The organism is Curvibacter sp. AEP1-3, from assembly GCF_002163715.1.
In the GTDB taxonomy this organism is placed as follows: Bacteria; Pseudomonadota; Gammaproteobacteria; order Burkholderiales; family Burkholderiaceae_C; genus Allorhodoferax.
This window is the reverse complement of record NZ_CP015698.1, coordinates 3,100,279-3,126,244: the sequence shown is the minus strand read 5'-3', so window position 1 is coordinate 3,126,244 and position 25,966 is coordinate 3,100,279. Positions and strand designations below refer to the sequence as shown.

The window sequence follows — 25,966 nt, the reverse complement described above, 5'->3', positions numbered from 1 at the left end:
ACGCTGTGCAGGCGGCATGTTGCCGTGTTTCACAGAAAAGCGAGCCCTGAATGACCCAAGACACTTCCCCCGTGGCCGACGCCGTGGCAGACGATCTGGTGGACGAAGACTTTGAGACCATTGGCGACTACCACCGCATGGCAGCACACCACTTCCAGGCCGCCGCCAAACACCATCTGGCCGCTGCCGCAGCCGATGACGAAGGCGACGACGAAGCCAACGCCCGTCACGCTTTTCTGGCCTACCGCCACCAGCTCAACGGAGTGCAGTGCGCCGAGATCGCCATGATGGAGAGTGACAGCCTGGACGACGAGTTTGACGTGCCTTCGGAAGACGACGCCCAGTAATCCGCCCGTCTCGCCCATGAAGAAGCCGGTTCTACCCAGGTGGACCGGCTTTTTGCTTGTTTTGGCCACTAGCGCCCATGGAATATGCGCAAGCAGCTATTAATTAAATAGCAATCTGAACTCTTTCAAGCTTTGTTCCAATACTCCGGCGCGCTGTAGCGCTCCTTGATGAAGTCGATCCACAAGCGCACACGCAGGGGCATGTGTTTGCGTTGGGGGAAGACGGCATAAATGCCGTTGGGCGGAGCGGCATAGTCTTCCAGCACCGCGACCAAACGGCCGGCGGCGATTTCGTTCTCCACTTCCCAGGTGCTGCGCCATGCGATGCCGTAACCCCCAAGACACCAGTCGTGCAACACCTGCCCGTCGCTGCAGTCCAGCGGGCCGGCGGGCTTGAGGTAGATCACCTCGCCCGCGTCTGCGCGCTCGCCCTTGGCCGCGGGCAGCTTGAAGGCCCAGCCCCGGGTTTGGGATGCGTCGCTGGACAGCGTAAGGCAGTGGAAGCGACTTAAATCCGCCGGCGTTTTGGGGGTGCCATGACGCTTGAGGTAGGCAGGTGTAGCCACGCACAAGCGCCGGTTGTCGGCCATGCGCACGCTCACGAGAGACGAATCGGGCATGTCGCCCACGCGCACGGCGCAGTCAAAACCCTCCCCCGCAATGTCCACCACGCGGTCGCTGAGATTGAGCGAAATCGTCACGTCGGGGTGCAGCTCGCGGAACTTGGGCACCAGCGGCGCGACATGGCGACGGCCGAAACCCGCCGGCGCCGTGATGCGCAAATGGCCCGCCGCCTTCACGCCCCCGGCGCTCACGCTGGCCTCTGCGTTGGTCACGTCCGCGATGATGCGCTGGCAGTCTTCCAGAAACGCACTGCCCTCGTGCGTAAGGGTGATGCGACGGGTGGTGCGGATCAGCAGCTTCACGCCCAGGCGCTCCTCCAGCGCATCCAGCCGACGGCCCATGATGGCGGGGGCCACGCCTTCGGCATTGGCGGCTGCGGTCAGGCTGCCACGGGTGGCGACCGAGACGAAAGATTCGAGTTGCTTGAGCTTGTCCATGGTTAGCTCCGGGTGGAATCTCGGCATCCACGCATGGGCTGAAGGGGAGTGCGTTTTGCGTAGGTCAAGGAGGAGCCCGCGTAGCGGGCGGGGGACACGGAGCAAAACGCGCTCCCCTTCAGCCATTTTCGCCAGTTAGCGCTCGTGGAATATGCGCAAGCAGCTATATTTTTCATAGCACAACGCCTTGCGCATGGAGTGCAGCCACATCGTCTGCGGTGTACCCCAAGCTCTGCAGCAGCGCGTCGGTGTGCTCGCCCAACTTGGGCGGGTCCAAGCGAAGGCCCAGGCGCTCACCACCCAGCGTCAGTGGCAACAAGGGCACTTGGGTCTGGCGGCCGTCGGGCAGCTCCATGGGGGCCAAGCCGCCGGTGGCTTGCAGGTGCGGGTCGTCAAACAAATGCTGCGGATCAGTGATGGGCGCGAACGGCAGGCCCACCTGCTCAAAACGCTGCGAGAGTTCAGCCCGACTGAACTGCGCCAAGCGCGTGCGTAGCTCGGGAATCAGCCAGCTGCGCGCCAGCACGCGGTCGTTATTGGTGGTGACGCGCGGGTCGGCAAACAGGTCGGCGTAGCCAAAGGCTTCACAAAAGGTCTTCCACTGCCCGTCGCCCACCACGGCCAGAAAAATTTGCTCGTTGTCCTTCACGCTGAACACGTCGTAAATGCCCCAAGGCGAGATGCGCTCGGGCATGGGCGCGGCGGCTTTGCCGGTCACGGCGAACTGCATCATGTGCTGGGCCACCAAGAAGATGTTGTTTTCAAACAGCGCGCTTTGCACCTCCTGGCCCTTGCCGGTTTGCTGGCGCTGCATGAGTGCGGCCATGGCGCCCACTGCGCCGAAGATGCCGCCCATGATGTCGTTCACGCTGCTGCCTGCACGCAGCGGGTCGCCGGGGCGCCCGGTCATGTAGGCCAGGCCGCCCATCATTTGCACCACCTCGTCCAGCGCGGTGCGGTGGTCATAAGGGCCGGGCAGAAAGCCTTTGTGGCTCACGTAGATGAGGCGCGGGTCCAGCTTGCTCAGAGAGGCGTAGTCCAAGCCCAGCTTTTGCATGGTCTCGGTTTTGAAGTTCTCGCTCACGATATCGGCCGTGGCGATGAGCTTGAGCACGATCTCGCGGCCCTGCGGACTTTTGAGGTCCACCGCAATGCTCTTCTTGTTGCGGTTGAACAGCGGGTAAAAGCCCGCGCCGCTGCCCAGCAACTTGCGGGTGCTGTCACCCGCCAGTGGCTCGACCTTGATGACCTCAGCCCCCAAGTCCCCCAGCGTCATGCCGCAGGTAGGGCCCATGACCATGTGGGTGAATTCGACGACGCGGATGCCCGCGAGGGGAAGGGTTCGGGCTTCGGGCCCGCTTTGCTCGGAGGGGTAGGTCGGGTTAGCGCTTGTCATGGCGGGTATCTTCACAAATTACACGGCGCAATCCAACACCAGCACGTCGTCCAACGTGGGTTTCAAAATCTCCACAAACGCCAAGTGATCGGGGTGTGGCAGGTAGCCTGCGCGGCCGGCCTCATCCGCGAAAGTGAGGTTGAAGCAGTGGGTAAAGCCTTTGGCCAGGCCCTCAGGGCTGTTATTGGTGCCCCACTCCAGGCTCTGCACGGCGCTGATCTTGCTTGCCAACGCGGCGAACGCGGCTTCTATGGCTTGGACCTGTGCAGGCGCCGTGTCGGCTTTGAATTTCAGCAGCACCAGATGGCGTATGGGCATGAACTACATCCTGAAAAGTCACAAATCGATTGATATTCTTCCATATAGTAATCTGCAAAGGATGGAATACAGTACATCCATAGCCTGAGGGCATTCCCCCTCGCGCGACCCGTTTTCTCTTTGTTGACCGCCCCTTCCTTTGAAAGGCCCACCATGACGACAACTACCCCCCGCACTGCTGAGCACCGCCTTCAAGTCGCGACCAGCCTGCACAGCTTCATCCAGGAAAAAGTATTGCCCGGCACCGGCATTGCGCCCGAGGCGTTCTGGAAGGGGTTCGACGCCATCGTGGCCGACCTGGCCCCCAAGAACATCGCCCTGCTGGCCGAGCGCGACCGCCTGCAAACCGAGCTGGACACCTGGCACCAAGCCAACCCCGGCCCCATTGCCGACATGCCTGCCTACAAGGCATTCCTTGAAAAAATCGGCTACCTGGTCGAGAGCCCCAAGAAGGTAAAGATCACCACCAAGAACGTCGACGCAGAGCTGGCCACCCAAGCCGGCCCGCAGCTGGTGGTGCCCGTGCTCAACGCCCGCTACGCACTGAACGCAGCCAACGCCCGCTGGGGCAGCCTGTACGACGCGCTGTATGGCACCGACGTCATTGGCGAAGACAAGGGCTGCGAAAAAGTCGGACCGAAAGGCTACAACCCCAAGCGCGGCAAGAAGGTCATTGAATACGCACGCCACGTACTGGACCGCTGCGCACCGCTGAAGAAGGGCTCCCACGTAGGCTCTACCGGCTACGCCATCAAGGGCGGTGACTTGGTCGTCACCCTGAAGGACGGCTCCACCTCCAAGTTGGCCGACAAGGACCAGTTCGTGGGCTTCCAAGGCACCGCCAAGAGCCCCAGCAGCGTGCTGGTGATTCACAACGGCCTGCACCTGGACATCATCATCAACCGCGCTACGCCCATCGGCAAGACCGACGCAGCCGGTGTGAGCGATTTGGTGGTGGAAGCCGCCCTGTCCACCATACTGGACCTGGAAGACTCCGTGGCCGTGGTGGACGCCGAAGACAAGGTGCTGGCCTACGGCAACTGGCTGGGGATCCTGCAAGGCACCTTGGTGGAGAGCTTTGAGAAGGGTGGCAAGACGCTGACTCGTGGCCTCAACGGCGACCGCGTGTACACCGCGCCCGACGGCAAGAAGGAAGTCAAACTGCATGGCCGCAGCCTCATGTTTGTGCGCAACGTGGGCCACCTGATGACTAATCCGGCCATCACCTACACCGCGGCCGATGGCAGCACTAAAGAAATCCCCGAAGGCATCATGGACGCGGTGGTCACCACCACCATCGCCCTGCATGACCTGAAGAAGACCAAGAAGGACGCCATCCGCAACTCGCGCAAGGGCTCGGTCTACATCGTCAAACCCAAAATGCACGGCCCCGCAGAGGTGGCGTTTGCGGCCGAGCTGTTCACCCGCGTGGAACAGATGCTGGGCCTGCCGGACAGCACCGTCAAGCTCGGCATCATGGACGAAGAGCGCCGCACCAGCGTGAACCTGAAGGCCTGTATTGCCGCCGCCCAAAGCCGCGTGGCCTTCATCAACACCGGCTTCCTGGACCGCACCGGCGACGAAATGCACACCGCGATGCAAGCCGGCCCCATGATCCGCAAGGCGGACATGAAGAGCAGCGCCTGGATTGCGGCGTATGAGAAGAACAATGTGCTGGTGGGCTTGTCCAGCGGCCTGCGCGGCAAGGCGCAGATCGGCAAGGGCATGTGGGCCATGCCCGACCTGATGAAGGCGATGATGGAGCAGAAAATAGGCCACCCAAAAGCCGGTGCCAACACCGCCTGGGTGCCCAGCCCCACCGGCGCCACCCTGCACGCCCTGCACTACCACCAGCTGCTGGTCAGTGACGTGCAAAAGGAACTGGAAAAAACCAACTACGAGAAGGCCCGCGCTGGCATCCTCGACAACCTGCTGCAAATCCCGGTGACCGCCACGCCCAACTGGACCGACGCCGAAAAGCAAGCCGAGCTGGACAACAACGCCCAGGGCATTCTGGGCTACGTTGTGCGCTGGGTGGACCAGGGCGTGGGCTGCTCCAAGGTGCCCGACATCAACGACATCGGCCTGATGGAAGACCGCGCCACCCTGCGCATCAGCAGCCAGCACATGGCCAACTGGCTCCACCACGGCGTCGTCACCAAAGCCCAGGTGGAAGAAACCTTTGCCCGCATGGCCGCCAAGGTGGACAAGCAAAACGCTGGCGACAAGCTGTACACCCCCATGGTGGGCAACTTCCAGGGCGCGGCGTACCAGGCTGCTACCGAGCTGGTGTTCGAGGGCTTGGCGCAGCCCAGCGGCTACACCGAGCCGCTGTTGCATGCATGGCGCTTGAAGGTAAAAGCGGCGTAAGCCAGCCTTCCAGAAAAACGGCACCAGAGGGTGCCGTTTTTGTTGATGGAAGAGACTGCAATAAAGGCCCGCACCCCACCATGCAATGGCTTTCGCGCCACACTCTGGCACCCCATCTCCAGAGACCTTCAACATGCACCCGGAAGACGACACCCCACCTCAACGGCCGCGTTGGCTTGCAGCGGCACTTATCGTGGCAGTAATGGTGGTCGTTGCAGGCATGCTGATGGTGGGGTGGCGTACGTTGCAGGCGGGCAGCAGCGAAGGCAAAGCGAGTCAAAGTTCTGCTGTCACAACAGCGAACGCCAGCACCGTCGTAGCGACAGCTTCTCCGGCTACCCCCGCCACGCTGGCAGCCGGATTGGCCGCCGTCAACGCTACCGACTGCATTCGCTGCCACGGGGTAGACAGGCGCTATGTCGGCCCCGCATTCAACCAAGTCGCTGCCCGCTACCAGGGCCGACCCGATGCGGTGGACTACCTGGCGGGCAAGATACGCAACGGGGGCGCCGGCGAGTGGGGCCGGGCCCTGATGCCTCGACACCCGCAGCTCAGCGAGGAGCATGCGCGGCAGATGGCGCAGTGGGTGATGTCGCTGCCGCCGGCAGCGCAGTGAGCGGCAGCAAAGCCCAAAGACGCTACGGTTTTAATAGCTGCTCGCGCATACTCCGTGGGCGTCAGAGGCCCATTTCACATCTGGGCGCCTCAGGTGGCTGCCATGTGGCGCACTGCGCGGATGTCGTCCGGACCGGTGCGGCAACAGCCACCGATCATGCGGGCCCCTTTGGCTTGCCAGCGTGCAGCCATTTCCGCGTAAGCATCCGCTGGGTTGCAGGCACCGGTCCAGACCTTGCCTTGGGCGTCGTAATGCTCACCAGAGTTCGGGTAGACCAGCACCGGCTTGGTGGTGCGGGCCTTTGCCTGCTCGACCAAGCTGGCCACATGCTCAGGCGCCGTGCAGTTCACGCCGATAGCCACAATGTGCGGGCTTGCCTCCAGCGCAGCCACGCAGTCAGCCAAGCGCTCGCCCTGGACGTTGTGTTCGCCGTCTTTGCAGGAAAAGCTGATCCACGCAGCAATGTTGTTTTGTTCTCCGAGCACATCGGCAATCGCCAAGGCTTCGTCCAGGCAGGGAATCGTCTCGCAGGCCAGCAGGTCAGCGCCCGATGCAGCCAGCACTTGCATGCGCTCGCGGTGGAAGTCGGCCAGCGCGGCACGGCTCAGGCCGTAGTGACCGCGGTACTCCGAGCCATCGGCCAGCATGGCGCCGTAAGGGCCTACCGACGCGGCCACCAGCGGGCGTAGGCGGCCCACGCGGTTGGCAGGCTCGGCCCAGAAGGCATCGCGCGCCTCGCAGGCCAGAGTCACCGACAGGCGCATCAAGTCCGCGGCCTCCGTGCGGCTCATGCCACGGCGGGTAAAGGCTTCAAAGGTGGCCTGGTAGCTGGCGGTGGTGGCCACATCGGCCCCGGCGGCAAAGTAGTCCGCATGCACCGCGCGAATGAGCTCGGGCCGCTCGATCAGCAACTTGGCGGACCACAGCGCGTCATTCAGGTTGGCGCCACGGCGCTCCAGCTCGGTGGCCAGGGCGCCGTCCAGCACCATCAGGCGGTCGTGGGCGAGAAAACTATTCAGGGGATTCAGCATCATTTGGATCATTCAAAAATTCGAGATTGAGCTTAGACAAAGCGCCTGCGCGGCGGCGGCAATCTGCTGTGCTTTGGTGCAGACAAGCAGCTCAGGCCGCGCGGCTTTTGCGGCGGCGCTCCAGAAAATGCACCCCCGCCGAAATCAGCAAGGTCAATGCGCCATAGACCACGCCAGCAACGACCAGCGCATCCGTGGTGTACGACTCGGTGGACAGGCGGCGGGCCACGCCCGTCAGGTCAAACACGGTGATAGTGCTCACTAGCGCTGTGGCTTTGAGCAAGGACACCACCTCGTTGCCCAAGGCAGGGGTGGCGATGCGCAAAGCCTGCGGCAGCACGATACGGAGCAGCAAAGTGCCGGACGGCATGCCAAAGGCGCGAGCAGATTCTTGCTGCCCCGCCGGCACGGCCAGAATGCCGGCGCGGATGTCTTCGGCCATGTAGGCGGCAATGTTGAGGGTCAGGGCCATGAGCCCGCAGTAAAACGCGTCTTCCAGCACCACCCACGCAACGGAGGCGCGCACCCACTCAAACTGGCTGAGCCCGTAATAGAGCAGGAACATTTGCACCAGCAGCGGCGTACCGCGAAAGGCCGCGCTGTACACACGCACCAGCCGCTTCAGCACCGGCCCGCCATGCGTTGCGCCCAGAGCCAAGCCGAGCGCCAGCACCAAACCGGCGGCTCCGGAAGCCGCCCACAGCTGCAAGGTGAGGACCAGGCCTTCCCACAGTTCGGCGCGGTTGTCCTGCAGCAGGACGAGGATGTCGGTAAACCAGGCGTCCATGGCTAACTACGGTGGTCCTGGTAGGGGCGCTGCGCCCGCCGCTCCAGTGCGGAGACCAGCGGGTCAGAAATCGCCAGCAGGCAAAAATACATCACGGCAGCCGCCATCAAAAACAGGAACGGCTGATGCGACGCCTGCGCCGCCATGTTGGACTTTTTCAGCAAGTCTTCCAAGCCGACCACCGACACCAGCGAGGTATCTTTGAGCAAGGATTGCCAGAGGTTGCCCAGACTGGGAATCGCAATGCGCCAGGCCTGCGGCAAGCGCACCAGAAAAAAGGTTTGCACCGGGCTCAGGCCCAGCGAGCGGGCGGCTTCCAACTGCCCGCGCTCCAGCGCCACAAAGCTGCCGCGGAACACTTCAGAGGAATACGCCCCCAAGACCAGCGCCAGTGACACTACGCCCGCAAAAAACGGACTGATGTCAAACGCGCTGTCAAAGTGGTTATTGATGAGGTTGGACAGCCCGAAGTAGCAGACCAGCACCACCAGAAACTCGGGCACCCCGCGCAGCACGCCGGTGATCACGGCCACCGGGCGGCGCAGCCAGGCATGCCGGCTGAGCTGGCAGGCCGCCAGCAACAAGCCAAAAGCCAACCCGCACACCAGGGCGGCGCAGGCCAGTTGCACGGTCATCAGCGCACCTTGCAGCAGCTGGCCCGTGTAGGCCTGCAAAACTTCCATCTCGACTCCGGAAAAGCGCCGCTACCGCCCGCACGGGGCGGTAGCGGCCTGTCAATCACTTGCTGGCAGGCGCAATGCTAAACGGGAACACCTTTTTGTTCTCGGCAGAAAAGGTGCCATCGGTCAGCACCTTCTTGATGGCGGCATTGAAGCGAGCCTTCAGGGCGTCGCCCTTGCGCACTGCGATGCCAGTGCCTTCGCCGAAGATTTCTACGTCGTTCACCGGCTTGCCGGCGAAGTCGAAGCCCTTGGCCTTGCCGGTTTTCTCCAGCCACTCGTAAGCAACGGTGGTGTCGGTCAAGGTAGTGTTCAAGCGACCAGCTTCCAGGTCCAGCCAAATAGCGTCCTGGTTGGGGTAAGACTTGGTGGCAATGCCGGACTTGGCCTTGGGCTGGCGCTTCTTGAAGTAGGTCTCGCTGTTGGAGCCGCTGTACACGCCCACCGTCTTGCCGCGCAGGGTGGCAGGGTCTTCACTGATGCCGGAGCCCACTTTGGCCACGTACTGCACGGGTGCCAGGGTGAACAGATCGGTGAAGTCCACCACTTTTTTGCGCTCATCGGTGATGGACATCTGGGCCAGCACCGCATCGATCTTCTTGGCTTTGAGTGCAGGGATCAGGGCATCAAAGTCCATGGTCACGTATTCGCATTTGGCTTGCATGTGCTTGCACATCGCGTTGCCCAGCTCAATTTCCATGCCCTTGAGCTGGCCGGACGCATCCTTGTACTCAAACGGGGGGTAGTCCGACAAGGTACCGATACGCACCACGTCTTGGGCTTGGGCCAAACCAGCCGCCAAGAACAGACCACCCAACAATGCTTTCACAAACTGACGCTTCATTCTTCGTTACTCCAGACAACACCGGTCACCCGGCAAACCAAATCCCATCACGGGAACGACATCCTGCACCGGAGGAAGCACATTGGGTGGCCAAACACAACAATATGCTGCCTATAGCCACCCACCACCCGGCACCTCGCGTTAGGCGCGCAAAAACGTGTTTTTGGGACGCAAAGGAAGCTCAAGTTTCCTCAAAAGAAATGGCGCCAGGCGGCGTATTCGCCACATTGAACGCGGAAAAACTGCGTAAGCAAGCGCTTTCGCGCCGTACAAGCTCAACACCCCCTTTTACCTACAATCAAGTGATGGAAACGCCCTTGGACCCCTTTGACCGCAAGATTCTGGAGTTCGTGCAACGCGATTGCCAGGTCAATGCAGAAGTGATTGCCGAGGCGGTCGGCCTGTCCGCATCTGCGGTGCAACGCCGCCTGCGCCGGCTGCGGGCCGAGAAGGTGATTACGGCGGAGGTTGCCATCGTGGACCCGCAGGTCGTTGGCCAGCGCATGCAGTTCATCGCCGGCATCGAGCTCAAGGACAACTACGAGGCCCTGCCCCGCATCCGCGCCTGGGTGCAAAAAGAACCCGAGGTGCAGCAGCTTTTTTACGTGACCGGTGCGGTAGACCTGGTGATGGTCATCCTGAGCAAAAGCGTGAAAGAGTACGACGCCCTCTCCGCCCGGCTGATGGCCGAGGTGCCACAGGTCATTCGCATGACCACCAATGTGGTGATCGATGCGATGAAGTCCGACCTGTACGTACCGGTAGACGAATAGGCGTTTCCGTCCCGCCTACAAAGGCTGCACCGGAATGCACAGCTCGCACTGCATGACACCTGTCACAGCGTCATAGCGGGCATCCGGCGGCATGTGTTCGAACAAAGGGCGGCCATCCAACTTCATGCCGCTGGCAGGCAGCCAGTCCCGAAGTAGCTCCGTCCATGCCACAGTCAGATGAGGCACCGTGCCCTCGAAAGGGGCAATCGCATAGCGACCGCCCGGCAAGGTAGCCATGGACGCCGGGCTACGAGCCACAAAATCATCCGGCACCTGCACCATGGCGTCGTAGCGGCAATGCTCGGGGGCAGTGATGTGCGGGTCGTCCAGGCCGCGTCCAAAACATGAGGCGCCGGGCAACAGCCCCTGCGCAAAACACCAAGGCAGAAAGGTGCCGGTCCAGAACTGGTTGACCGACACACCATAGGGCCCGACATGGCGCATATAGGCCACGCGCACGGCAGGCAGGGTGGTGAGTGTGACTTGCATGGAGGAAAAGGACTGAGAGTCAGACATGGCGTCATGGTGCCCGTTGGCGCTGTGCCCTGCCTGATCCAAATTGCTCTCGGCCTGATGCAGTTTGCGCGCCCCTCTCAACTCTGCCGCCCAGCGCTGCGGCGTAGCGGCTCGCCATAGAGAGGGCGACTGACCGAAACGCAGCTTGAATGCTCGGGCAAAGGCCTCGCCTGAACCAAATCCCACGCCCAAAGCCACCTCCAGCACGGAGATGCGCGTGTTGCCGGCCAATTGCAAAGCGGCTACTTCCAAGCGTCTGCGGCGCACGTAGTCACCCAAGGTAGCCCCCATCCAAGCCGCAAACAGCCTGTGGAAATGGAACGGTGAGAAGTGCGCCACGTCGGCCAAGGCCGCTAGATCGATGTCGCCATCCAAGTGACTGTCAATGTAGTCCATCACCCGGTTCATGCGCTGGGTGTATTCGGTGCGGGAACGCTGTGCAGCAGAACTGACTTGCATACCTGCCAGTGTAAATTGCTACAAAAACAGGAGCTGCTCGCGCATATTCAATGAGCGCCAGCAGCCTTTTTCACTCTTACTCAGTTCATCTGCTTGGGCTTGCTGGCATTTCCGTTGGCGGGGCCTTGCTGTCCGCCCGGGCCACCCGGGCCGTGCTTGGGCCGGCACGCCAAGGGCTTGCCCTCAGGCGCAAAACAGGTACCGATTTCTGCGCCGCGGGGTGATGTGAAGTTGCACGCGGCTCCCGCTGCCAGAGATTTGCAGGCGGCCAGCGCTTCGGGCGGCGGGCCGCGGTGCTCCTGCGGGCCGCTTTGGCCCTCCGGCGGTTTGGGCGGGGGCTGTTGGGTGGAGTTCTGCTGGGCGAAGGCCAGTCCGCCCCACGCAAGGGCAGCGAGGCAGGCAAGGGAGAGCAGTGGTGGGCGCATGGTTTTCCTTGGTTTCAGTGTCCTACAAGCCGGCACGCTGACCGGTGCCAAGAATGTGCAATGCATGTGTGGATAAAGCATGGAGGCCACCCCTGCTTTACCGGACTTTTACGCGCCCCATGTGCAGAACGGTTGAGTAGCCAGATTGGAGTTGAAGTAGCGCGCGTCGTGGGTGACTTCTTCGCCCAACCATGCGGGGCGCTCAAAGGCCTCGTCTTCCGCTGACAACTCCAGCTCCGCCACAACCAAACCAGCGTTGTCACCGGCAAACTCGTCCACTTCCCAACGGTGACCTGCATGCAGCACGATATAGCGGGTTTTCTCTATCAATGGACCATCACACAGGGCCAGCAGGGCCTGCGCATCGTCCATGGGCACCGGATACTCAAACTCAGCCCGGGTCGCCCCGGTGCTTTTGCCCTTGATCGTGAGAAAAGCGGCACTACCCGCAATGCGGATGCGCACGGTGCGCACCTTGTCCCGATTGAGGTAGCCCTGCCGGTACAACACGCCACTGTCGTTGCGCCAAGCATCGCCCGTCACCCGAAACTTGCGTTCGATTTCCACTGCCAAGGCGTTCTCCTGTGAGGTGCGGTTGGGGTCTGGCTACACTGCGAGCTTCATGTCTGAAACACCCGCTGCCAACGTCAACCCCGAAGTGTGCCCTGTGTGCGGCCAGGGAAACCGCTGCGCCATGGAAATTGAAAAGTTGACCAGGCAGCCGCAGGGCCCGTGCTGGTGCACCCAAGTGGATTTCAGTGCGGAACTGCTGAGCCGCATCCCCGCGCAGGCGCAGGGCAAAGCCTGCATCTGCGAGGCCTGCGCTACTCGATCCGGTGCAGCGCCGTCAGATTGATCAGGGCCGAAATCACTTCCGATTTGAAGCCGACCCGCTTGGTTGCTCCGTCTGAATAGCCGCCGTTCAGGATAAGGGTGCGGATGTATTCCACACAATCCCTGTGGCCCCAGAATTTCTCAATCGCGAGGGCAATACGGATGTGATGCTCCGCAATGATGGCCATTTCGTGGTCAATCTGCGCCTGCAAGGGGCGCTCATTGAGTGGCAGGGGGCGCGTGTCCAAATCCTCGTCCTCCCACTGCAAGGAGGGGAAGCCGGTTTCTGAGAAACGGGAGTCTTTGGGGTCGGTCACCGGGGTGCGCTTGTGTTCTGTTGCCCACACTTTACTCCACGCAGTCCTTCGGTTCACTGACGTATTCCAGCGGCACAATGGGGGCATGACCAGCCTGCCCCCCTTCATCGCCCCCGCCCGCTTTACCGACCCGGCCGCCGCCCTGGCCCAGGTGCATGCCATTTACGACCAGAGCATCAGCCATTTGCGCCAGGCCATGCAGCGTTTTGTGGCCGGTGAAGAATTGGGCGGCCATGTACGCGCCTGCTATCCGCTGGTGCGCATCCACACCGACACCGTGTCGCGCAAGGCCGCCGCCGACATTGCCTGCCTGAGCTACGGCTTTGTGGCCGGCCCCGGCCGTTTCGAGACCACGCTCACGCGGCCTGACCTGTACCACCGCTACTACCTGGAGCAGTTCCGCTTGCTGCTGCAAAACCATGGCGGCGAGATCGAGGTGGCCACCAGCAACCAGCCGATTCCGGTGCATTTTTCCTTCGCCGAACACGACCATGTGGAAGGCCAGATGAGCGCCGAGCGCCGCACCCTGATGCGCGATGTGTTCGACCTGCCCGACCTGGCCGCGATGGACGACGGCATTGCCAACGGCACCTACCAGCCCCGCCCGGGCGAGCCGCTGCCGTTGTCGCTGTTTACCGCGCCGCGCATGGACTATTCGCTGCACCGCCTGCGCCACTACACCGGTACCGGCCCGGAGCACTTCCAGAACTTTGTGCTTTTCACCAACTACCAGTTCTATATTGACGAGTTCATCGCGCTGGGCCGCAAAGCCATGCAAGACCCGGACAGCGAATACATCGCCTTTGTGGAGCCCGGCAACATGGTTACCCGCCGGGTCGGTCTGCCTGCCGAGGCAGCAGACGCTCTTGGGAAAGAGCCGCCCCGCCTGCCCCAAATGCCAGGCTACCACCTGGTGCGCGCCGACAACGCTGGCATCACCATGGTGAACATCGGCGTGGGCCCGGCCAACGCCAAGAACATCACGGATCACATTGCCGTGCTGCGCCCGCATGCCTGGATCATGCTGGGCCACTGCGCCGGCCTGCGCAACAGCCAGCAACTAGGCGACTATGTGCTGGCCCATGGCTATGTGCGCGAAGACCATGTGCTGGACGAAGAGCTGCCGCTGTGGGTGCCGATTCCAGCCCTCGCAGAAATTCAGGTCGCACTGGAGCAAGCCGTGGCCGATGTGACGCAGGTCAGCGGAAGCGCGCTCAAGAGCATCATGCGCACCGGCACCGTGGCCAGCACCGACAACCGCAACTGGGAGCTGCTGCCCGACAACCAGCCCCAGCGCCGCTTCAGCCAAAGCCGCGCCGTGGCGCTGGATATGGAAAGCGCCACCATCGCCGCCAATGGCTTTCGCTTCCGGGTACCTTATGGCACTTTGTTATGCGTGAGCGACAAACCACTGCACGGCGAGATCAAACTGCCCGGCATGGCCAACCACTTCTACCGTGAGCGGGTGGACCAGCACTTGCGCATCGGCATCCGCGCCTTGGAGCTGTTGCGTTCTCAGGGTATAGACCAGTTGCACAGCCGCAAGCTGCGCAGTTTTGCGGAAGTGGCATTTCAATGATGACAAGCTCCAACCCCACCTTTTTCCAGGTCGAGCACCTGCGCAAGCGCTACGGCGATGCCGAAGTCGTCAAAGACCTGTCTTTTCACATCGCCCCGGGCGAGTGCCTGGGCGTCATCGGCCCCAACGGTGCAGGCAAAACCACCACCATACGCATGTGCCTGGGCCACACGCTGCCCGACGGCGGCACCATCACGGCCATGGGCTTGCAAATGCCCCATGAGGCCATGGCCATCAAGGCGCAACTGGGCGTCGTCACCCAGTTCGACACCCTGGACCCGGACTTCACCTGCGCGGAGAACCTGCTGGTCTATGGCCGCTACTTCGGCATGAAGGATGCCGCGATCAAGGCTCGCATTCCGCAGCTGTTGGAGTTTGCGGCGCTGACCCACAAAGCCAATGCAAAGCCCGGCGAATTATCCGGCGGCATGCGGCGGCGCTTGAGCCTAGCCCGCGCACTGGTGAATGACCCCAAGCTGCTGCTGCTCGACGAGCCCACCACCGGGCTGGACCCGCAAGCCCGCCACCTCATGTGGGAGCGGCTGCAGGTCTTATTGCAACAAGGCAAATCGATCCTGCTGACCACCCACTTCATGGACGAGGCCGAGCGCTTGTGCAACCGCCTGCTGGTGTTGGACCATGGCAAGAAGATTGCCGAAGGCACCCCACGCGACCTGATTGCTGCCCACCTTGAGCCCGATGTGGTCGAAGTGTTCGGCGTAGGCGCTCAGGCGCTGGTCGACAGCGCCTTGCGCAACTTGGCGGCCCGCGTGGAAGTCAGCGGCGAAACCGTCTTCTTCTACACCCAGGATTCCGCGCCTCTGCTGCAGGCGCTTGGGGGGTACCCCCAGTTACGCACCCTGCACCGCCCGGCCAATCTGGAAGACCTGTTTTTGAAATTGACCGGACGCCAGATCCGGGAGGACGCCTGATATGAGCACCCCCACAACCGCCCCACTTTTCAAGCCCCAGAGCATCTGGCGCGCGCCCGAACTGTCCATACGCTTTTGGCCGGTGTTTTTGCGCAACCTGCTGGTCTGGCGCAAGCTGGCCATTCCCAGCCTGGTGGGCAATATTGCCGAGCCCTTGATGTGGCTGGTCGCCTTCGGCTACGGCATGGGCGCGCTGGTCGGGCAGATCACGGTGAACGGGCAGCAGGTGCCCTACATCCTGTTTCTGGCCAGCGGCTCCATCTGCATGAGCGCCATGCAGTCTGCCTCGTTTGAAGCCTTGTACTCCGCCTTCAGCCGCATGCATGTGCAAAAAACCTGGGACGGCATCATGAACGCGCCCGTGAGCCTGGACAACGTGGTGCTGGCCGAAATGCTGTGGGCGGCCTTCAAGTCGCTGTTCACCGTCACCGCCATCATGGGCGTGATGCTGGTGCTTGGCATCAGCCACAGCCCCAAGTTGTTAGTGGCCTGGCCCATTTTGTTGGGTGTGGGCATTACCTTCAGTTGCATCGCGCTGATCTTCAACGCGCTGGCCAAGGGCTATGACTTTTTCACCTATTACTTCACACTGTTCCTCACACCCATGATGTTTTTGAGCGGAGTATTTTTTCCGCTTGAGCAACTGCCCTTGGTTGTGCGCATGGTGGCTGACTGGCTGCCCCTGTCCAACGCGGTTGCCTTGGTGCGCCCCTTGTTCATGGACCAGTGGCCTACGGATGCACTACGCCACATCGGTGTATTGGTAGCCTTTGCAGTCGTCTCTTTCTGGGTTGCTTTGGCGCTTACTCGCAAGCGCTTTGCAAAATAGCGATGACACGTTTGCATCGCCTGTGCCGGGCCATGCTGCCGGGGGTGTTTGCTCTGGGTGCTGGAGCAGTATGGTCTGCAGACCTGCCTTTGGTGACGCTGGATTGGCCACCCTATTCGGGGCACATTTCACAGCAGGGTTTTTTGTCTGTTGTGATCAGGCAGGCCTATGCCACGCAAGGGCACACGGTAAGCGTCAAGGTGTACCCGTGGCGACGCGCCATCAAACTGGCGATGGAGGGTCGCGCTTATGGTCCCTTGGGCTTTTATTCGGCGTCCCAATCCGAGTGTGCTGAGGCGAACGGGGTGGTTTCTGATGCCATCGGCAGCTTTCAGTTCGGTTTGGCGCAACGCAAAGGGAGCCAGGCTCCTTGGCGTGACGGGACTGACTTGCACGGCAAGCGCATCGGCGTGGTGGATGGATATGACAATGGTCCGGAGATCAACAGTTTGATAGAGCGCGGACTGGTCACCGCTGACGTCGCGCCCAGCGACCTATTCAGCCTCAAGAAACTGGAGGCAAAGCGGGTGGACTATGTGTCGATCGACCAGCAGGTGTTCGAGCATCTTGCCGCGAAACACAAGCTAAAGGGCTTGGAAATGTCCAGCCGCAGCACCATGCCCAAGCTCCCGCTTTTTGTGTGCTTTAACCGCACCGCTTATGCCGATTCCATGCGTTTATCCCTGAATGAGGGGCTCAAGCGGATCAACATACGCAAGCTTGCCCAGGACTATCTGCGCGCCGAGACTCGTTGACCTGACTGTGCACGCGGCACCCTCTCAATGTGTACCGCTGCGGGCTGACTTGATCATGTCCGCCGCCTTTTCCGCAATCATGATGGTCGGAGCATTTGTGTTACCACTGACGATGCGGGGCATGATGGACGCATCCACCACCCGCAGGCCCTCCATTCCGTGTACCCGCAATTCGTGGTCCACCACATCCAGCTCACCAGGCCCCATGCGGCAACTGCCCACCGGGTGATAGACCGTGTCAGCATAGTCTCGGATGAATTGCTCGATGGCCAGGTCGCTGGTCGCGTTGGCCGAGGCGGGCACTTCCCGGCCTCCCAGCTGTGCCAAGGCAGGCTGCTGCAAGACATTGCGCATGATGCGAAATCCCCGCATCAGTCGTTCCACATCGTCCCGTACCCCCAGAAAGTTCGGATCTATGAGGGGAGCGGCGAACGGGTCCTTGCTTTCCAGCGTCACACTGCCTCGGCTCAGCGGTCGCAATAGGCACACATGGCAGGAATATCCGTGGCCGAACACCGTGCCACGACCGTGGTCCACCAGTTTGGCGATCACAAAGTGGAACTGCAAATCAGGCGTGAGCTCGGAGCTTTGGCTCTTCACAAAACCACCAGCCTCCGCGAAATTGGTGGTCAACAGCCCCGTACGCTGCTTGCGCCACTCTAGGGTGGCACCGATCAGACGCGCAATTCCGCCGGGAGTCACGCCTACGCTTTGGGTGAGCTTGGGCGCATGCACCATTTGCACAATGTCGATGTGGTCATGCAGGTGCTGACCCACGCCGGGCAGGTCGTGCACCGTCGGAATGCGATGCTCCAGCAATTGCTGGTGCGGTCCTATGCCCGACAGCAGCAAGATCTGGGGAGATTGGAATGCACCGGCGCACAGCAATACTTCGCGGCTGGCACGTAGTTGTTTGGTTTCACCTTCGTGCATGAATTCCACGCCGACCGCCCGCTTACGCTCCGTCAGGATGCGGGTGGTATGTGCACCGGTAAACACATGCAAGTTCGGACGACCAAGGTGGGGAGTGAGATAGGCCTTGGCAGCACTGAAACGCTCACCGTGCTTGTGGGTCACCTGGTACATGCCCATACCTTCTTGAACCGCTCCGTTGAAGTCCGGGTTGTGCGAATAACCTGCCTCCACCCCGGCACGAATAAAAGCGGGGCCCAGATCCGTCGGGCTGGTCAGGTCCTGCACATGCAACGGACCACCTTCTCCATGGAAAGCATCCGCGCCACGGGTGTTGTCTTCAGCCTTCTTGAAATAGGGCAATAGCTCGTCATAACTCCAGCCGGGGTTGCCTTCGGAGGCCCAATGGTCATAGTCCTCTTTCTGGCCACGGATGTAGATCATGGCATTCACAGAGCTGGAGCCGCCCAGGACTTTGCCTCGAGGTTGGTAGCCCCTGCGCCCATTCAGACCGGCTTGTACGGTGGTATTCAAGGCCCAGTTGGCCTGTCCGTTACGGGCCAGCGCCGCGATTCCGGCCGGGCAGTGGATAAGCACGCTTTTGTCGGCCGGCCCGGCCTCCAGCAAGGCAACCTGTATGTCAGGGTCTTCGCTCAGGCGCCCCGCCAACACGCAGCCTGCCGATCCGCCGCCGATGATGATGTAGTCCCACATGTGCTTTGCCCCTTGTACCCGTGTGAGGCTTGACGTTAGCCATTGCGCCGCACGCTGCCAAGACCCGATTTACCCTTGTCCCCGAGGCGACCATGGCTTCTTAAATTAAATTGCACGCAATTTAATTGTTCGCTATAATTCACTCCATGACAAGCAAACGCACACTCCCTGCCAACGACGCCGCATTGCGGCTGGACAACCAGCTGTGCTTTGCGCTGTATTCGGCATCGCTGGCGATGACCAAGCTGTACAAGCCCTTGCTGGAAGCCCTGCAACTCACCTACCCCCAATATCTGGTCATGCTGGTGCTGTGGGAAACCGATGGCATGAGTGTCTCTGCGCTGGGGGAGCGCTTGTTCCTTGATTCAGGCACGCTCACCCCCCTGCTCAAACGCATGGAAGCGGGCGGCTTGTTGAGTCGCCAACGCAGCGCGCAGGATGAACGGAAAGTGGAAGTCTTTCTCAGCGTCGAAGGCCGTGCCCTGAAAGCGCGCGCCATCAGCATTCCGGCCTGCGTCGTTGCGGCCAGCGCCTGCCCGGTCTCGGAGTTGATGTCGCTAACCGGCCAGATCCAAACCCTGCGTGACCGGATTACCTCCGGACACAACTAGTTTTTCAATTACCCACCCGCTGCAGACGCAGCATTTTTTGAAGGAAGCACCATGGTCAACAAGATCGAAAAAGTGATTTACACCGCCCACGCCAAATCCACTGGCGGCCGTGACGGTACGACCCGTACCTCCGATGGCCTGCTCGACCTGAAGTTGGCCGTTCCCAAGGAAATGGGCGGCCCTGGTGCCGGCGTGAACCCTGAGCAGTTGTTTGCCTCCGGCTACAGCGCTTGCTTCATTGGCGCCATGAAGTTTGTGGCCGGCACCCAGAAGATTGCCCTGCCCGCAGACACCAGCATCAACGCGTCGGTGGGCATCGGCCAGATTCCCCAGGGCTTCGGCATTGAAGTGGCTCTGGAAGTCAGCATTCCCGGCATGGACAAAGCCGCTGCAGAAGCCCTGGTCGCCAAGGCTCACGAGGTATGCCCGTACTCCAACGCAACACGCGGCAACATCGAAGTGACCATCACGATCGTCTAATAGCGAATCACTGCACGGTGCCAAAACACCGTCAGTCAAAGAAGCCGGCATGCCCTAAGGTGTGCCGGCTTTTTCATTAGGGCCATCTGCCCGCAGGATGTGAACTTCATCGCGCAAATGACGCACTTCAAGCCGCAAGGCGTGGATCTCGCGTAGCAACTCACTGTCCACCGCACGCTCTTCCACCTCCACCAGCATGGCCGCCACCGAGGCGGTTACCAGCGACAGTACCGCCAGTCCCATCAGTACCACCACGACAGCAAAAAACCGTGAAGCATGTGTACTGGGCACGATATCCCCGTAACCCACCGTAGCGGCGGTCGTGAAAGCCAGCCACAGGCCATCGCTGTAAGTCTCAGCCCGGGGCTCCAAAGCCCAAAAGCCCAAACCGCCTATCCCCAGAATCAGCATGCACAGGCCCAATGAATAGATGAGCCCACGGCGACCGATCACGAGTTTGTGCAGTTTGACTTTGCGCATGGAATCACTTTACGGCCGACATGCAGGGCAGACATTGACCTGCATCAATTGGCCAAGCACCTCCATTCTGCAAACTTGCCGTCAGCCCGGCAAGGCATGATGCAACGATGACGACAAGAACAGAGATGGAGACGGGATGAGATTGGCTTTGTTGTCCGATATTCACGGCAACCTGCAGGCTCTGGATGCCTGCCTGGCTCACGCACGCGCGCAAAGGACGCAGCGCTTCGCTTTTCTGGGGGACATGGTGGGCTACGGTGCGCAACCGGCAGAGGTGTTGGAGCGCATCATGCTGCTCACCGAAGAAGGTGCTGTTGTGCTCAAAGGCAACCATGACGACATGGCCGTAAATCCACCTGCAGTGCCCAAGACCATCGGCGACAGTACCGCCGGCTGGACACACCGGCAACTCAACGACAGCCAACGGGAATGGATAGCCGCCCTGCCCCTCACCCACCACATGGACACCGTGTTGTTGGTGCATGCCAGCGTGGATGCGCCCGAGCTCTGGCGCTATGTGTACGACGAACGCAGTGCTTCTGAGAGCCTGAATGCCGCCAGTGCCTTCCCGGATGTGCGCTACGTGTTCGGCGGACATGTCCATTTGCAAACCCTGTATTACCGGGGCACGGACGGACTGATGAAATTCACACCGCAGTCCGGAGTCGCCGTACCCGTCCCCAAACACCGGCAGTGGCTGAGTACCGTCGGCTCAGTCGGCCAACCGCGCGATGGCAAAACGCAGGCCATGTACGCATTGCTCGACACCGAACGCCAACAACTCACCTACCACCGGGTGCCCTACGACCATTACACGGCAGCCACCGCGATCCGCCGCGCAGGACTGCCCGAGTTCTTCGCCCAGCGTTTGGAGGAAGGGCGATGAAACTGCTGGAGCCAGGCGAAGTACTGGATGGCTTCCTCGTCAAGGCCTGCATCCACTCCGGCGGCATGGCCCACATTTACCAGGTGGTGTATGCCGATGGCCGGCCGGGCCCTGGTTTCGAGATGGCGATGAAAGTGCCCCGCATGACCGCGGGGGATGGGGCTGAGAACATCGTCAGTTTCGAAGTGGAGTGCCAGATCATGCAGGCTCTGAGCGGGCCGCACACACCGCGATTTGTGGCGGCCGGCGACCTTCTGCATGTGCCCTACCTGGTGATGGAATATGTGCAAGGGCGCACGCTGCAGCACTGGCTGGACGCGCCCCAACCTTTGGACATTGCTGAGGTCACCCGCCTCGGAGCGGCAGTGGCGCGAGCGGCCCATGCACTGCACCAGCAGAATACCGTGCACCTGGATCTCAAACCCGCCAATGTGCTTATCCGCGAGGATGGCAGTGCCGTCTTGCTGGACTTCGGCCTGTCCTGCCACGCCCACTTTCCGGATCTGCTGGCCGAGCAATTGCGCAAGGCGGTGGGCTCACCGGCATGGATCGCCCCGGAGCAGGTGGTGGGCGTTCGGGGCGACCCGCGCAGCGATGTATTTGCCATCGGGGTCATGCTCTACCAGCTATGCACCGAAGAGTTGCCCTTCGGCGAGCCACAAACCAGCGCCGGCTTGCGCCAGCGCCTGTGGATGGACCCGGTACCGCCACGCAAACGCCGCTCGGACGTACCCGCATGGCTGCAAGAGGTCGTGCTGCGCTGTCTGGAACCCGAAGCCGCCAAGCGCTACCCTTCGGCCGCCCATCTGGCCTTTGATCTGTCGCACCCTACGCAAGTGCACGTCACGCGCCGGGGCACCAACGTGGAGGGGACCCCCTTCAGCACCCACTTCAAACGTTGGATCAAGGCAGCGGGCATGCACTACCAGCCCAGCCCGTTGCCGGCTCAGCAGGTGGATGAAGTACCCATCGTCATGGTGGCAGTCCCCCACAAAGACGCGACTGACGCCACCCTCTACAGCCTGCGGCAGGCCGTAGCCCGATCACTGGGCACCCGCCCCGGTGCGCGGCTTGCCTGTGTCACGGTCATCTCCGGCAGTCAGACCAGCGCCTCTGACGAAGACCGCAGCGAAACACAGGTGCACCGCCGCTACCTGAACACCTTGCGCCAGTGGGCGCAGCCCTTGGATTACCCGGGCCACCAGATTTCTTGCCACGTGCTGGAGAGCAGTGACGTCGCCCAAGCGCTGCTGGACTATGCCCGCGGAAACAACGTCAGCGTCATCGTCATGGGCGCTGCTACCCACGGCCTGATGACACAGCGCTTTGTCGCCACCGTGCCCATCAAGGTGGCCATGGAAGCCCCTTGCACCATCATCCTGGTGAAGCAAGCGCTGCCCTTCGAACACTTGGGTGAAAAAGGTGGAGCACATGAGGGGGGCGGCTATTCGGACTCCGACTCCGACGCCCACGGTGACAGCCCTTCGGGCTACGGAGACGACCTCGGCCCGCTAGGCTAAAGACGCTTGGGCGGCCAAATTGCTGTCCGGGCCGGACAAGCAGCACGGCCAAAGCGCCCGCATTCTGTGCAACTGCCTGAATGCCCCTACCATCGGGACAGCCCGCCGCGCGCTCACGCGCATGTGCATTCCCTACCCACACCGAGACACTCATGCAAACACGTGCCGCCGTCGCCTGGAAAGCAGGCCAACCCCTGACCATTGAAACCGTAGACCTGCAAGGCCCCAAGTTCGGCGAAGTGCTCGTCGAAATCAAGGCCACCGGCATCTGCCACACCGACTACTACACCCTGAGCGGTGCCGACCCGGAAGGCATCTTCCCCGCCATTCTGGGGCACGAAGGCGCCGGCATTGTGGTGGACGTGGGTCCGGGCGTGACCAGCCTCAAAAAAGGCGATCATGTCATTCCGCTCTACACGCCAGAATGCCGCCAGTGCAAGTTCTGCTTGAGCCGCAAGACCAACCTATGCCAGCTGATTCGCGGTACCCAGGGCAAGGGTCTGATGCCCGATGCCACCAGCCGCTTCAGCCTGAATGGCGAGCCCATCTTTCACTACATGGGTACCAGCACCTTCAGCAACTACACCGTAGCGCCTGAAATCAGCTTGGCCAAAATCCGTGACGACGCTCCCTTTGACAAGGTTTGCTACATCGGCTGCGGCGTGACCACCGGTATCGGTGCAGTGATCTTTACCGCCAAGGTGGAAGCCGGTGCCAACGCGGTCGTGTTCGGCCTGGGCGGCATCGGCCTGAACGTGATCCAGGGCTTGAAGATGGTGGGCGCGGACAAGATCATCGGTGTGGACCTGAACCCTGCCCGCGAGGCCATGGCCCGCAGCTTTGGCATGACCCACTTCCTGAACCCCAAGGACATTGAGGCCGCTGGCGGCAACATCGTGGACGCGATTGTGCAGCTCACCGACGGCGGCGCCGATTACAGCTTCGAGTGCATCGGCAACACCAAGGTCATGCGCCAGGCGCTGGAGTGCACCCACAAGGGCTGGGGTCAGAGCATCATCATCGGCGTGGCCGAAGCCGGAGCCGAAATCTCTACCCGCCCCTTCCAGTTGGTCACCGGCCGGGAATGGAAGGGCTCTGCCTTTGGTGGCGCACGCGGCCGCACCGATGTGCCCAAGATCGTGGACTGGTACATGGAAGGCAAGATCAACATCGACAGCCTGATCACCCACACCATGCCCCTGGAAGACATCAACAAGGGCTTCGACCTGATGAAGCGCGGCGAATCGATCCGCGGCGTGGTGATTTACTAATACCCGCTCATGCAGATGCCGGGAGTGCGCTGGCAAAGCGCTCCCGGTAGGCTTGGGGGCTCACCCCCAAGTGCTTGAGGAACAACTTGCGCAAAGGCTGTTCCGAAGCGAAGCCCACGCGCGCGGCAATCGTCTTGAGCGGCAAGTCGCCCTCTTCCAGCATGCGTCTGGCGGCCTCCAATCGGGCTGCCTCAATGAATTGCACAGGGCTGCTGCCCACTTCTTTGGCAAACACCCTTCTGAAGTTGCGCTCGCTCATGGCGGCGCGGGCTGCCAGCGCCGCGACATCCAAGGGTTGGGAAAGATGCGAGAGCACCCAGTCCTGCGCATCGCGGATGCCGGCATGACCGGTACTCTGGCTGGTGAGGTGCACGCTGAACTGCGACTGGCCACCAGGGCGCTTGAGGTAAACCACCAGATCGCGCGCAACTTGCAGCGCCAGACTGCGGCCATGGTCTTCCTCCACCAAAGCCAGCGCCAGATCAATGCCGGCGGTCACACCGGCGGAGGTCCAGATACGGCCTTGACGCAGGTAGATGGCATCGGCCTGTACATCCACCGCCGGAAAGCGCTCTTGCAACAGGGACGCGACACTCCAGTGGGTGGTGGCCAACAGGCCGTCCAGCACGCCGGCTTTGGCAAGGAAGAAGCACCCGGAACACAAGGCCACAAGACGCTCCAGGCGCGGCGCCACCGCGGCGGTCCACGCCACGAGTGCGGGATTGGCTTCCAGCGCCTGTTCGATACCGCGCGCCCCGACGATCAGGGCGGTGTGGGGCAGATCCTCTTCACGCAGCGCCTGCGCGTCCAGCTGCATGTGCATGTCGGAGGCCACGGAGCCTGATGCGCTGGACACGATGCGCAGCACATACCCGGCCGGGCGGCCTTGTTGCACCAGGTGGATGTTGGCGTACTCGAATACGCTCATGGCGCCTATGGCCTCGATGCCCTTGAATCCGGGGTAGACCAAGACGTCGACCCGCTTGGGCGCATGGGGTGGCAGAGATTGCATGGCGGCATTGTCACACTGCAAGCCATTTCGCCGCGCCGCGGATGAGCAGGAGGACGACAATAGCCCCATGCACAGCACCGCGGGCTCCGCCCTCCACCCCTTTGAATCCCTCACTCCCGACCTGGTGCTTGACGCGCTGGACAGCGTGGGCCTGCGTGGCGACGGTCGCCTGACCGCTCTCTCGTCCTACGAAAACCGCGTCTACCAAGTGCAACTGGAAGACGGCGCCCCGGTGGTCGCCAAGTTCTACCGGCCTGAGCGCTGGAGCGATGCCCAGATCCAGGAGGAGCACGACTTTGCGGCGGAACTGATGGCCGCCGAAATTCCTGTGGTGGGGCCGATGGTGCTTAGTGGTCAATTCGCCGCCGGGCCGCCCCAAGGCGAATTCGCCCCCTCGGGGGGCAGCGACCCGCGCAGCGGTGGAGCGTGGGGGCCACGTTCTCTTCACCACTTCGGCGGCTTTGCCTTTTCGGTGAGCCCCCGCCGTGGTGGCCGCCCGCCTGAACTGGACGATGGCGAGGTGCTGGAATGGATTGGCCGCTTTCTGGCGCGAATCCATGCCGTGGGGGCCAAGCGCCCGTTTGTGCACCGCCCGGCCTTGGATGTGCAAACCTTTGCCATTGAGCCCATGCAATGGCTTCTGGCGAACCAGATGGTGCCGCTGGATGTGCAAACCCTGTGGAGCGAGCGCTGCGAGCAAGCTATCGATTTGATAGCTTCTCGCGCAGATATGGCCGGGGCTACAGGCCAAAAAAAGGCAAATTCGAGCGGTATATGCCAGCTACGCCTGCACGGCGACTGCCACCCCGGCAACATTCTCTGGACGCCGACCGACGTGGCTGCCAGCGCGGGCCCCGGCCCGCATTTTGTGGACCTGGACGACGCGCGCACCGGCCCGGCGGTGCAAGACCTCTGGATGTTGCTCAGCGGCGACCGGCAGCAGCAAACCCGCCAGCTCGGCATGCTGGTGGACGGCTACGAACAATTCCGCGAGTTCGACCGGGCCGAGCTGGCGCTGATCGAGCCGCTGCGCACATTGCGCCTGATCCACTACAGCGCGTGGTTGGCCCGGCGCTGGAGCGACCCGACCTTTCCGGCCAACTTTCCGTGGTTCGGCAGCAGCGACTACTGGAAGGGCCAGATACAGATGCTGGAAGACCAGATAGAAGCCATGGAACAGGACCCGTTGATCGTCTGATCATTGCCGCATC

At 61.8% G+C, this 25,966-nt stretch carries 29 protein-coding genes; 15 read left to right on the top strand and 14 right to left on the bottom strand.

The genetic code is table 11. The features are described from left to right. Positions 1-50 precede the first annotated feature (50 nt). Positions 51-347, top strand: coding sequence for a hypothetical protein (locus tag AEP_RS14605; protein ID WP_087496058.1), 297 nt, complete (start codon positions 51-53; stop codon positions 345-347). Between the two features lie 125 nt (positions 348-472). On the opposite strand, the gene AEP_RS14600 is transcribed toward AEP_RS14605, so the two are convergent. The 3 genes from AEP_RS14600 to AEP_RS14590 form a co-directional block, all read right to left on the bottom strand. After that, positions 473-1,408 (bottom strand): LysR family transcriptional regulator, encoded by a 936-nt coding sequence (locus AEP_RS14600; RefSeq protein ID WP_087496057.1) that lies wholly within the window; start codon positions 1,406-1,408, stop codon positions 473-475. 172 nt (positions 1,409-1,580) lie between these two features. Continuing rightward, entirely contained in the window at positions 1,581-2,804 is a 1,224-nt protein-coding gene (locus AEP_RS14595; protein ID WP_087496056.1) for a CaiB/BaiF CoA transferase family protein, read from the bottom strand. 18 nt (positions 2,805-2,822) lie between these two features. Beyond that, positions 2,823-3,122, bottom strand: coding sequence for a Dabb family protein (locus tag AEP_RS14590; RefSeq protein ID WP_087496055.1), 300 nt, complete (start codon positions 3,120-3,122; stop codon positions 2,823-2,825). Positions 3,123-3,275: 153 nt separating this feature from the next. Here AEP_RS14590 and AEP_RS14585 point away from each other — a divergent pair, with 153 nt between their 5' ends. Further along, positions 3,276-5,492, top strand: coding sequence for a malate synthase G (locus AEP_RS14585; protein WP_087496054.1), 2,217 nt, complete (start codon positions 3,276-3,278; stop codon positions 5,490-5,492). A 133-nt stretch (positions 5,493-5,625) separates the two neighbouring features. Beyond that, positions 5,626-6,108, top strand: coding sequence for a c-type cytochrome (locus tag AEP_RS14580; RefSeq protein ID WP_087497361.1), 483 nt, complete (start codon positions 5,626-5,628; stop codon positions 6,106-6,108). Positions 6,109-6,197: 89 nt separating this feature from the next. Here AEP_RS14580 and mmuM read toward each other — a convergent pair whose 3' ends face one another. The 4 genes from mmuM to AEP_RS14560 all read right to left on the bottom strand — a co-directional run bounded on the left by mmuM (position 6,198) and on the right by AEP_RS14560 (position 9,450). Further along, the gene (gene mmuM, locus AEP_RS14575; RefSeq protein WP_232459837.1) at positions 6,198-7,142 is read right to left on the bottom strand and encodes a homocysteine S-methyltransferase; all 945 of its coding nucleotides are present in this window, start codon (positions 7,140-7,142) and stop codon (positions 6,198-6,200) included. Between the two features lie 88 nt (positions 7,143-7,230). After that, on the bottom strand, positions 7,231-7,926 hold the full coding sequence (locus AEP_RS14570; protein ID WP_087496052.1) for an ABC transporter permease: 696 nt from the start codon (positions 7,924-7,926) through the stop codon (positions 7,231-7,233). Positions 7,927-7,928: 2 nt separating this feature from the next. Continuing rightward, a complete protein-coding gene (locus tag AEP_RS14565; protein WP_087496051.1) occupies positions 7,929-8,609 on the bottom strand; it encodes an ABC transporter permease in 681 nt (226 codons plus the stop codon). Positions 8,610-8,664: 55 nt separating this feature from the next. After that, positions 8,665-9,450, bottom strand: coding sequence for a transporter substrate-binding domain-containing protein (locus AEP_RS14560; RefSeq protein ID WP_087496050.1), 786 nt, complete (start codon positions 9,448-9,450; stop codon positions 8,665-8,667). Between the two features lie 305 nt (positions 9,451-9,755). Between AEP_RS14560 and AEP_RS14555 the strand changes: the two genes are divergently transcribed. After that, positions 9,756-10,223, top strand: a complete 468-nt coding sequence (locus AEP_RS14555; protein WP_087497360.1) for an Lrp/AsnC family transcriptional regulator — start codon at positions 9,756-9,758, stop codon at positions 10,221-10,223. 15 nt (positions 10,224-10,238) lie between these two features. Here AEP_RS14555 and AEP_RS14550 read toward each other — a convergent pair whose 3' ends face one another. The 3 genes from AEP_RS14550 to AEP_RS14540 all read right to left on the bottom strand — a co-directional run bounded on the left by AEP_RS14550 (position 10,239) and on the right by AEP_RS14540 (position 12,196). Beyond that, entirely contained in the window at positions 10,239-11,198 is a 960-nt protein-coding gene (locus AEP_RS14550; RefSeq protein WP_198301835.1) for an AraC family transcriptional regulator, read from the bottom strand. A gap of 80 nt (positions 11,199-11,278) precedes the next feature. Further along, positions 11,279-11,623, bottom strand: coding sequence for a hypothetical protein (locus tag AEP_RS14545; protein WP_087496049.1), 345 nt, complete (start codon positions 11,621-11,623; stop codon positions 11,279-11,281). A 108-nt stretch (positions 11,624-11,731) separates the two neighbouring features. Next, positions 11,732-12,196, bottom strand: a complete 465-nt coding sequence (locus tag AEP_RS14540; RefSeq protein ID WP_087496048.1) for a CYTH domain-containing protein — start codon at positions 12,194-12,196, stop codon at positions 11,732-11,734. Positions 12,197-12,245: 49 nt separating this feature from the next. On the opposite strand from AEP_RS14540, the gene AEP_RS14535 reads away from it, so the two are divergent. Then, positions 12,246-12,479 carry a cysteine-rich CWC family protein gene (locus AEP_RS14535; RefSeq protein WP_087496047.1) on the top strand — a complete coding sequence of 78 codons (234 nt, stop codon included), beginning with the start codon at positions 12,246-12,248 and terminating at the stop codon, positions 12,477-12,479. Here AEP_RS14535 and AEP_RS14530 read toward each other — a convergent pair. After that, the gene (locus AEP_RS14530; protein ID WP_087496046.1) at positions 12,448-12,804 is read right to left on the bottom strand and encodes a hypothetical protein; all 357 of its coding nucleotides are present in this window, start codon (positions 12,802-12,804) and stop codon (positions 12,448-12,450) included. The genes AEP_RS14535 and AEP_RS14530 overlap by 32 nt on opposite strands. Positions 12,805-12,859: 55 nt before the next feature. Between AEP_RS14530 and AEP_RS14525 the strand changes: the two genes are divergently transcribed. The 4 genes from AEP_RS14525 to AEP_RS14510 are packed head-to-tail and all read left to right on the top strand — an operon-like array spanning position 12,860 to position 16,869. After that, positions 12,860-14,353: an AMP nucleosidase gene (locus AEP_RS14525; protein ID WP_087496045.1), complete on the top strand. Its 1,494-nt coding sequence runs from the start codon at positions 12,860-12,862 to the stop codon at positions 14,351-14,353. Beyond that, positions 14,350-15,285, top strand: coding sequence for an ATP-binding cassette domain-containing protein (locus tag AEP_RS14520; RefSeq protein WP_198301834.1), 936 nt, complete (start codon positions 14,350-14,352; stop codon positions 15,283-15,285). The genes AEP_RS14525 and AEP_RS14520 overlap by 4 nt, the downstream gene beginning before the upstream one ends. 1 nt (position 15,286) lies before the next feature. Then, positions 15,287-16,114 (top strand): ABC transporter permease, encoded by an 828-nt coding sequence (locus AEP_RS14515; protein WP_087496043.1) that lies wholly within the window; start codon positions 15,287-15,289, stop codon positions 16,112-16,114. Between the two features lie 2 nt (positions 16,115-16,116). Beyond that, on the top strand, positions 16,117-16,869 hold the full coding sequence (locus AEP_RS14510) for a substrate-binding periplasmic protein (protein WP_087496042.1): 753 nt from the start codon (positions 16,117-16,119) through the stop codon (positions 16,867-16,869). 24 nt (positions 16,870-16,893) lie between these two features. On the opposite strand, the gene AEP_RS14505 is transcribed toward AEP_RS14510, so the two are convergent. Further along, positions 16,894-18,495, bottom strand: coding sequence for a GMC family oxidoreductase (locus AEP_RS14505; RefSeq protein WP_087496041.1), 1,602 nt, complete (start codon positions 18,493-18,495; stop codon positions 16,894-16,896). A gap of 146 nt (positions 18,496-18,641) precedes the next feature. On the opposite strand from AEP_RS14505, the gene AEP_RS14500 reads away from it, so the two are divergent. Then, a complete protein-coding gene (locus AEP_RS14500) occupies positions 18,642-19,106 on the top strand; it encodes a MarR family winged helix-turn-helix transcriptional regulator (protein WP_087496040.1) in 465 nt (154 codons plus the stop codon). A 51-nt stretch (positions 19,107-19,157) separates the two neighbouring features. Next, positions 19,158-19,586 (top strand): organic hydroperoxide resistance protein, encoded by a 429-nt coding sequence (locus AEP_RS14495; RefSeq protein ID WP_087496039.1) that lies wholly within the window; start codon positions 19,158-19,160, stop codon positions 19,584-19,586. Between the two features lie 54 nt (positions 19,587-19,640). Here AEP_RS14495 and AEP_RS14490 read toward each other — a convergent pair whose 3' ends face one another. After that, positions 19,641-20,066, bottom strand: coding sequence for a potassium channel family protein (locus AEP_RS14490; protein WP_087496038.1), 426 nt, complete (start codon positions 20,064-20,066; stop codon positions 19,641-19,643). Positions 20,067-20,202: 136 nt separating this feature from the next. On the opposite strand from AEP_RS14490, the gene AEP_RS14485 reads away from it, so the two are divergent. From AEP_RS14485 to AEP_RS14475, 3 genes are all read left to right on the top strand, one after another. After that, on the top strand, positions 20,203-20,952 hold the full coding sequence (locus AEP_RS14485) for a metallophosphoesterase family protein (protein ID WP_087496037.1): 750 nt from the start codon (positions 20,203-20,205) through the stop codon (positions 20,950-20,952). Continuing rightward, entirely contained in the window at positions 20,949-22,472 is a 1,524-nt protein-coding gene (locus tag AEP_RS14480; RefSeq protein WP_087496036.1) for a bifunctional serine/threonine-protein kinase/universal stress protein, read from the top strand. The genes AEP_RS14485 and AEP_RS14480 overlap by 4 nt, the downstream gene beginning before the upstream one ends. A gap of 152 nt (positions 22,473-22,624) precedes the next feature. After that, positions 22,625-23,743: an S-(hydroxymethyl)glutathione dehydrogenase/class III alcohol dehydrogenase gene (locus AEP_RS14475; RefSeq protein ID WP_087496035.1), complete on the top strand. Its 1,119-nt coding sequence runs from the start codon at positions 22,625-22,627 to the stop codon at positions 23,741-23,743. Positions 23,744-23,750: 7 nt separating this feature from the next. Here AEP_RS14475 and AEP_RS14470 read toward each other — a convergent pair whose 3' ends face one another. After that, positions 23,751-24,755, bottom strand: a complete 1,005-nt coding sequence (locus AEP_RS14470; RefSeq protein WP_087496034.1) for a GlxA family transcriptional regulator — start codon at positions 24,753-24,755, stop codon at positions 23,751-23,753. A gap of 67 nt (positions 24,756-24,822) precedes the next feature. Between AEP_RS14470 and AEP_RS14465 the strand changes: the two genes are divergently transcribed. Further along, positions 24,823-25,953 carry a serine/threonine protein kinase gene (locus AEP_RS14465; RefSeq protein WP_087497358.1) on the top strand — a complete coding sequence of 377 codons (1,131 nt, stop codon included), beginning with the start codon at positions 24,823-24,825 and terminating at the stop codon, positions 25,951-25,953. Positions 25,954-25,966 lie beyond the last annotated feature (13 nt).